This window comes from Micromonospora sp. ABR4_055, assembly GCF_056160425.1.
In genome coordinates, this window is record NZ_JBSWXD010000255.1 from 1 (window position 1) to 5,810 (window position 5,810).

Below are 5,810 nucleotides of genomic sequence, written 5' to 3' on the forward strand. Positions count from 1 at the left end.
CTTCCTGCCGCGCCAGCTCACCGATCAACATTTGACCCCCCCTGCCATCCTCGTACCCACCACCCCCCTACCCTTCTCCTCCTCCTCCCCCCCCCCCCCCCCTCCTCCCCTCCCCCCCCCCCCCCCCCCCCCCCCCCCCCCCCGCGACCGCAGCCGCGCGGTAGGTGACAGTTCGCCGCGGTCAGGCGGCGGTGGCCGAGTCAGCCGGCTGCGGCCTGACGGCGGCCGACTCCGGCCGGCGCTGGGCCGGCACGGTCGACTTGTGCGGTCGGCCCAGCCGGGCCTCCAGCCGTTGCACATCGACCCGGCCGCCACGGCGGTCGGCAAGATCCTCCCAGCCGAGGGCGAGCAGCCGGAGCCGTTCCGACTCGCTGAAGCCGCCCCACACCCCGTACGGCTCGCGCACCGACAGGGCGTGCGCGGCGCACTCCGCGCGGACCGGGCAGGTCCGGCAGACCGCCTTGGCTCCCGACTCCCGGCGGTTGCGTGACGACCCCCGCTCACCGTCGGGGTGGAAGAACTGGGCGCTGTCCCGGCCACGGCAGGCACCGAGGATCTGCCACTCCCACAGGTCGACGATCGGTCCGGGCAGTCGGCGTACATCCGACATCTGCACCCCTCCTTCCGCGCGGCTCCCGCGGACACTTCGTGGTAGGACCGGGCGGCCGGCCGCGCAAGCGCTCCGGTCCTTCATGTCACCGGGGTACCCGGGAGTCCCACTGCTCAATCACCCGTGCCGGAACGTGTGGGAACACCCGGGTCGGAACCTGCGCGCGATAGCCGGTCGGCGACGTGGCCGCCGGTCCTGAACTTTCATCTTTTTTCGTGGCAAAGCACATGAGCGAGCGTGCCTCGCGTGATCTGCTGCTGGCGGGAGAGGGGAGTCACAAGTGCGCAAGGTGCTCGTGTGTGTACGAACGGTAATTGCAGCTCAGAACATCGCCGCCGCCGCCGCCCGGCTCGGCCTCTCCGCCGCAGTACGCACAGCAGTCTCTGAACCGGAGGTGATGCTGCGGCTCGCCGAACGGCCAGCCGAGATCGTACTCGCCGACACCGCCCTGGCCCGTCCGGACAGCGCAAGCTTCACCCGCCGGGTGCTGGCCCGTTCGCCGGGCAGCGTGATCGTGCTGTTCGGCGGGGAGGACCCGCAGGTGGCGTCGGCCGCGCTGGCTGCCGGCGCCCGCGGGCTGCTACGCGGCACCGACGACCTGGTCACCGCCGTGGCGAAGACCCTGCTGCTGCTCGCCGCGCCGGGCCGCCGTACACCGGCACTGCTGACCGAGCAGTCAGCAGCCGCACCGGCCCCGGCGGTGACCGCCACCATCGGTGCCGCTGGCGCGGTGACCCACCACCCCGGGGCTGCCGCCGCTGGTACCGACTCCGCCGGACGATCGGTCACCGGCGCCGCCGCCGAACCGGCGGCGCCAGCCGCCGCCGGTGCGGACCCGGCCACCGGGCCGAACGTCGTGCCGAACCAGCGCGACGACGCGGCCGCGACGGCGTCGGCCGCCGACACCGCCGGCGCACCGATGCCCGTCCCGCACTCCGACGGCACGGTGACTCAGGACCAGGACCAGGACACGGACTCCGGCACCGCCCCGACGGATGGCGCTGTGTCGAACGGCGGCGGGCCGAACGGTGCCGGGCCGGACGGCACTCAGCCGTCAGACGGTCGAATCAGCGCACTACGCCGGATCGGGCTCACCGAACGCGAACTGCAGGTGCTGCGCGGGATGGCGGAAGGCAAGAGCAACGGCGAGATCGGCCGCGACCTGTTCGTCTCGGAGGACACCGTCAAGACCCACGCCCGGCGACTGTTCCGCAAGCTCGGCGCACGGGACAGGGCGCACGCGGTGGCCACCGGATTCCGTACCGGACTGGTCGCCTGACCGACCTTAACCCGGCCGGCCCTTGTCGTCGGCCGGTCGGTCCTGGTCGTCGTCCGCCTCGTCCCGCAGGGTGTCGTGCACGCCGTCGGCGTACCCCCGCGCGTACTCCCAGCTCACGTAGTGGTCCGGGTCGGGGTTGAAGGCCGGCTCGTGCACCCTCGGCCGGCCGGAGTCCAGCAGGTGCCGCAGATTGCCACGCAGCAGGTCCCAGTCGAAGTAGTGCGGCTCCCGGCAGTCCTCGCAGTCGATCACCAGCCCGCGGATCCCGACCGCGCCGAGCAGCGCCCGGTAGACCTCCAGGTCGGCGAGGTCCTCCAACACGTCCTGCCGTTCGGCCGGCGTCAACGAATCCGGCTCGCCGGCCTCGGTGGGATCCTCCAGCCCGGCTGCCGGATCGGCGGGGTCGCCGCTGAACGGATCGATCGGCTCTTCGTGCACCCCTCCACCGTAGTCCCACCCGTACCGGCTGCGTGGGCCCCACCCGGTCCGGCTGGCCGCGCAGGTGGCGCGTCCGGCCGGACCGACGGTGGGTACGATGAACCATCGCACCGCGAGACGGGGCGAGCCGGTCAACCGCCACCCACGCCGGGCCGCCTGCCGCCCCGGCGCCCGGGCATCAGCCGCCGCCGGCCTCAGGCGAACCGTCCGACCAGCTCAGGGGAAGAAGTCGTGGAATACTCGCCCACCCAGCAGCCCGTCGTCGACAGCACCGCCAACGGCGGTCACGTGCCCCCGGTCCCCGCCGCGTTCGGCGGCCACGTGCCGGAGATGCCCGCCGGGTCGGCCCGGGCGGTGCCGCTCGGGTTGACCTTCGACGACGTGCTGCTGCAGCCCGCCGAGTCGGACGTCATCCCGAGCCGGGTCAACACGGTGACCTCGATGACCCGCAACGTGCGACTGTCCGTACCGCTGCTGTCCAGCGCGATGGACACGGTGACCGAGGCGCGGATGGCGATCGCGATGGCCCGGCAGGGCGGCATCGGCGTGCTGCACCGCAACCTCTCCGCCGACGACCAGGCGATCCAGGTCGACCTGGTGAAACGCTCCGAGGCCGGCATGATCACCAACCCGGTGACCTGCGGCCCGGACGACACCCTGCGGCACGTCGACACACTGTGCGGCCGGTACCGCATCTCCGGCGTCCCGGTCGTCGACGAGCAGGGCGCCCTGGTCGGCATCATCACTAACCGCGACATGCGGTTCGAGACCGACCAGAACCGCCCGGTACGCGACCTGATGACCTCGATGCCGCTGGTCACCGCCCCGGTCGGGGTGGCCAAGGCGGATGCGCTGGCCCTGCTGCGCCAGCACAAGGTGGAGAAGCTGCCCCTGGTCGACGACGCCGGCCGGCTGCGCGGGCTGATCACCGTGAAGGACTTCACCAAGAGCGAGCAGTACCCGGACGCGACCAAGGACGACGCCGGCCGGCTACGGGTGGCCGCCGCGATCGGCGTCGGCGACGACTCGTACAAGCGGGCCCGGACCCTGGTCGACGCGGGCGTCGACGTACTGATCGTCGACACCGCCCACGGCCACCAGCGCGGGGTGCTGGACATGGTGCGCGCCCTGAAACGGGACACCGAGGTCGACGTGGTCGGCGGCAACGTCGCCACCTACGCCGGTGCCCGCGCGTTGGTCGAGGCCGGCGCGGACGGGGTCAAGGTCGGGGTCGGTCCGGGTGCGATCTGCACCACCCGGGTGGTTGCCGGGGTCGGCGTACCGCAGATCACCGCGATCATGGAGGCGGTCCGGGCCTGCCACCCGGCCGGCGTTCCCGTGATCGCCGACGGCGGCATCCAGTACTCGGGCGACATCGCCAAGGCGTTGGTCGCGGGTGCGCACACGGTGATGCTGGGCAGCCTGCTCGCCGGTTGCGAGGAGAGCCCCGGTGAGCTGCTGTTCATCAACGGCAAGCAGTTCAAGTCGTACCGGGGAATGGGGTCGCTGGGCGCGATGCAGTCCCGTGGCCAGGCCCGCTCCTACTCCAAGGACCGCTACTTCCAGCACGACGTGCTCAGCGACGAGAAGCTGGTCCCGGAGGGTGTCGAGGGCCAGGTGCCGTACCGTGGACCGCTGGCCACCGTCGTGCACCAGCTGATCGGCGGGGTCCGGCTGGCAATGGGGTACGTCGGCGCCGAAGGCATCGACGACCTGCACCAGCGCGGCCAACTGATCAGGATCACCGCCGCCGGTCTGAAGGAAAGCCACCCGCACGACATCCAGATGACCGTCGAGGCCCCCAACTACCACACCCGCTGACCTACGCCGTCGACCTGCCCGCGCGGTGGCCGAGCCGCCGGGCGGTCGACCTGTTCATGACGGAGATATGCCATGCGTGACGTGGTCGAGATCGGGCTGGGCAAGACCGCGCAGCGCGGCTACCACCTGGACGACATCGCCATCGTGCCGAGCCGGCGGACCCGGGACGTCGACGACGTCTCCACCGCGTGGCAGCTCGACGCGTACCAGTTCAAGATCCCATGCGTGGCGCACCCGTCGGACGCCACGATGAGCCCGGCAAGCGCCGCCAAGTTGAGCGAGCTCGGCGGGCTCGGTGTACTCAACGTCGAAGGGCTGTGGACCCGCTACGAGGACCCGAGCAAGGTGCTCGGCGAGTTGGCCGCGCTGGACGACGACGACCCGGCGACCCAGCGGCTGCAGGAGGCGTACGCCGAACCGATCCGCCCCGAGCTGATCGCCGAACGGGTCCGGCAGATGCGGGCCGGCGGCGGTACGGTCGCCGCCCGGGTGTCACCGCAGCACACCCTGGCGCTGGCCCCGGTGGTGCTGGACGCCGGCGTGGACATCCTGGTGATCCAGGGCACGCTGGTGTCTGCGGAGCATGTCTCCACCACCGACGAGCCGCTGAACCTCAAGGAGTTCATCGCCGACCTGGATTTGCCGGTGGTGGTCGGCGGCTGCACCGACTACAAGACGGCGCTGCACCTGATGCGTACCGGTGCGGCCGGGGTGATCGTCGGGATCGGCGCGGACGAGTGGTCGACCACCGACTCAGTGCTCGGCATCCGGGTGCCGATGGCCACGGCGATCGCCGACGCGGCAGCCGCCCGCCGCGACTACCTGGACGAGACCGGTGGCCGGTACGTGCACCTGATCGCCGACGGAGACCTGCAGACCTCCGGTGACATCGCCAAGGCGCTGGGCTGCGGTGCCGACGCGGTGATGCTCGGGGAGCCGCTGTCGCTGTGTGCCGAGGCCCCGGCGGCCGGGGCGTGGTGGCATTCGGTGGCCAGCCACCCGAAGCTGCCGCGCGGCGCGCTCGGGGTGGCCGACGAGCCGCTGGGCACGATGGAGCAGATCCTGTTCGGCCCGGCCGACTCCCCGGACGGCCAGCAGAACCTGTTCGGCGGGCTGCGCCGGGCGATGGCCAAGTGCGGCTACCGCGACCTGAAGGAGTTCCAGCGGGTCGGTCTGGTCCTCGACCGGTGACCATCCGCTGTCCGTCGTTCGCGCCGGGCCGCCGTCGGTGGTCCGGGCCACGGCGGCGTCCGGCGGGTGTCGCCGCGCTGCTGACGGTGGTGCTGGCCGCCGGCATTGCCGGCTGCGGCGTCCTGCCGGAGCTAATCGACCGAAACGACGACAGCCCGGCGGGTGGTTTCCAACCCGGTGCGGCCGGCATCGGCGACCCCTACTTCCCGACGTACGGCAACGGCGGCTACGACGTGGCCGGCTACCAGTTGGCGTTGCGCTACGACCCGGACGGCGAGCGGCTCGACGGCACCGCCACGATCACCGCCACCGCCACCGCGGACCTGTCCCGGTTCAACCTCGACTTGGGCGGGATTGTTTTTTAAAAGGTCCTCTTTTACGACACCCCTGCCCAACACCACCTCGAAGGCAACAAGACTGGCGTTACCCCAACCACCGGCCTGACCGAGCGTCCACAGTTTCCACTGGTTG

General features: G+C 71.7%; 6 protein-coding genes. 4 read left to right on the forward strand and 2 right to left on the reverse strand.

What is annotated here, in order from left to right; genetic code table 11:
- Window positions 1-181: 181 nt before the first annotated feature.
- Window positions 182-610 carry a WhiB family transcriptional regulator gene (locus ACXAHD_RS31160; protein ID WP_278173781.1) on the reverse strand — a complete coding sequence of 143 codons (429 nt, stop codon included), beginning with the start codon at window positions 608-610 and terminating at the stop codon, window positions 182-184.
- A gap of 280 nt (window positions 611-890) precedes the next feature.
- Here ACXAHD_RS31160 and ACXAHD_RS31165 point away from each other — a divergent pair, with 280 nt between their 5' ends.
- Window positions 891-1,889, forward strand: a complete 999-nt coding sequence (locus ACXAHD_RS31165) for a response regulator transcription factor (protein WP_281551836.1) — start codon at window positions 891-893, stop codon at window positions 1,887-1,889.
- 6 nt (window positions 1,890-1,895) lie between these two features.
- Here the strand turns inward: ACXAHD_RS31165 and ACXAHD_RS31170 are convergent, their stop codons facing one another.
- Window positions 1,896-2,327: a DUF5319 domain-containing protein gene (locus ACXAHD_RS31170; protein ID WP_281551835.1), complete on the reverse strand. Its 432-nt coding sequence runs from the start codon at window positions 2,325-2,327 to the stop codon at window positions 1,896-1,898.
- A 330-nt stretch (window positions 2,328-2,657) separates the two neighbouring features.
- Here ACXAHD_RS31170 and guaB point away from each other — a divergent pair, with 330 nt between their 5' ends.
- The 3 genes from guaB to ACXAHD_RS31185 all read left to right on the forward strand — a co-directional run bounded on the left by guaB (window position 2,658) and on the right by ACXAHD_RS31185 (window position 5,704).
- Entirely contained in the window at window positions 2,658-4,148 is a 1,491-nt protein-coding gene (gene guaB / locus ACXAHD_RS31175; RefSeq protein WP_281555723.1) for an IMP dehydrogenase, read from the forward strand.
- A 72-nt stretch (window positions 4,149-4,220) separates the two neighbouring features.
- The gene (locus tag ACXAHD_RS31180) at window positions 4,221-5,339 is read left to right on the forward strand and encodes a GuaB3 family IMP dehydrogenase-related protein (RefSeq protein ID WP_281551834.1); all 1,119 of its coding nucleotides are present in this window, start codon (window positions 4,221-4,223) and stop codon (window positions 5,337-5,339) included.
- Entirely contained in the window at window positions 5,336-5,704 is a 369-nt protein-coding gene (locus ACXAHD_RS31185; protein ID WP_475055024.1) for a hypothetical protein, read from the forward strand. The genes ACXAHD_RS31180 and ACXAHD_RS31185 overlap by 4 nt, the downstream gene beginning before the upstream one ends.
- Window positions 5,705-5,810 lie beyond the last annotated feature (106 nt).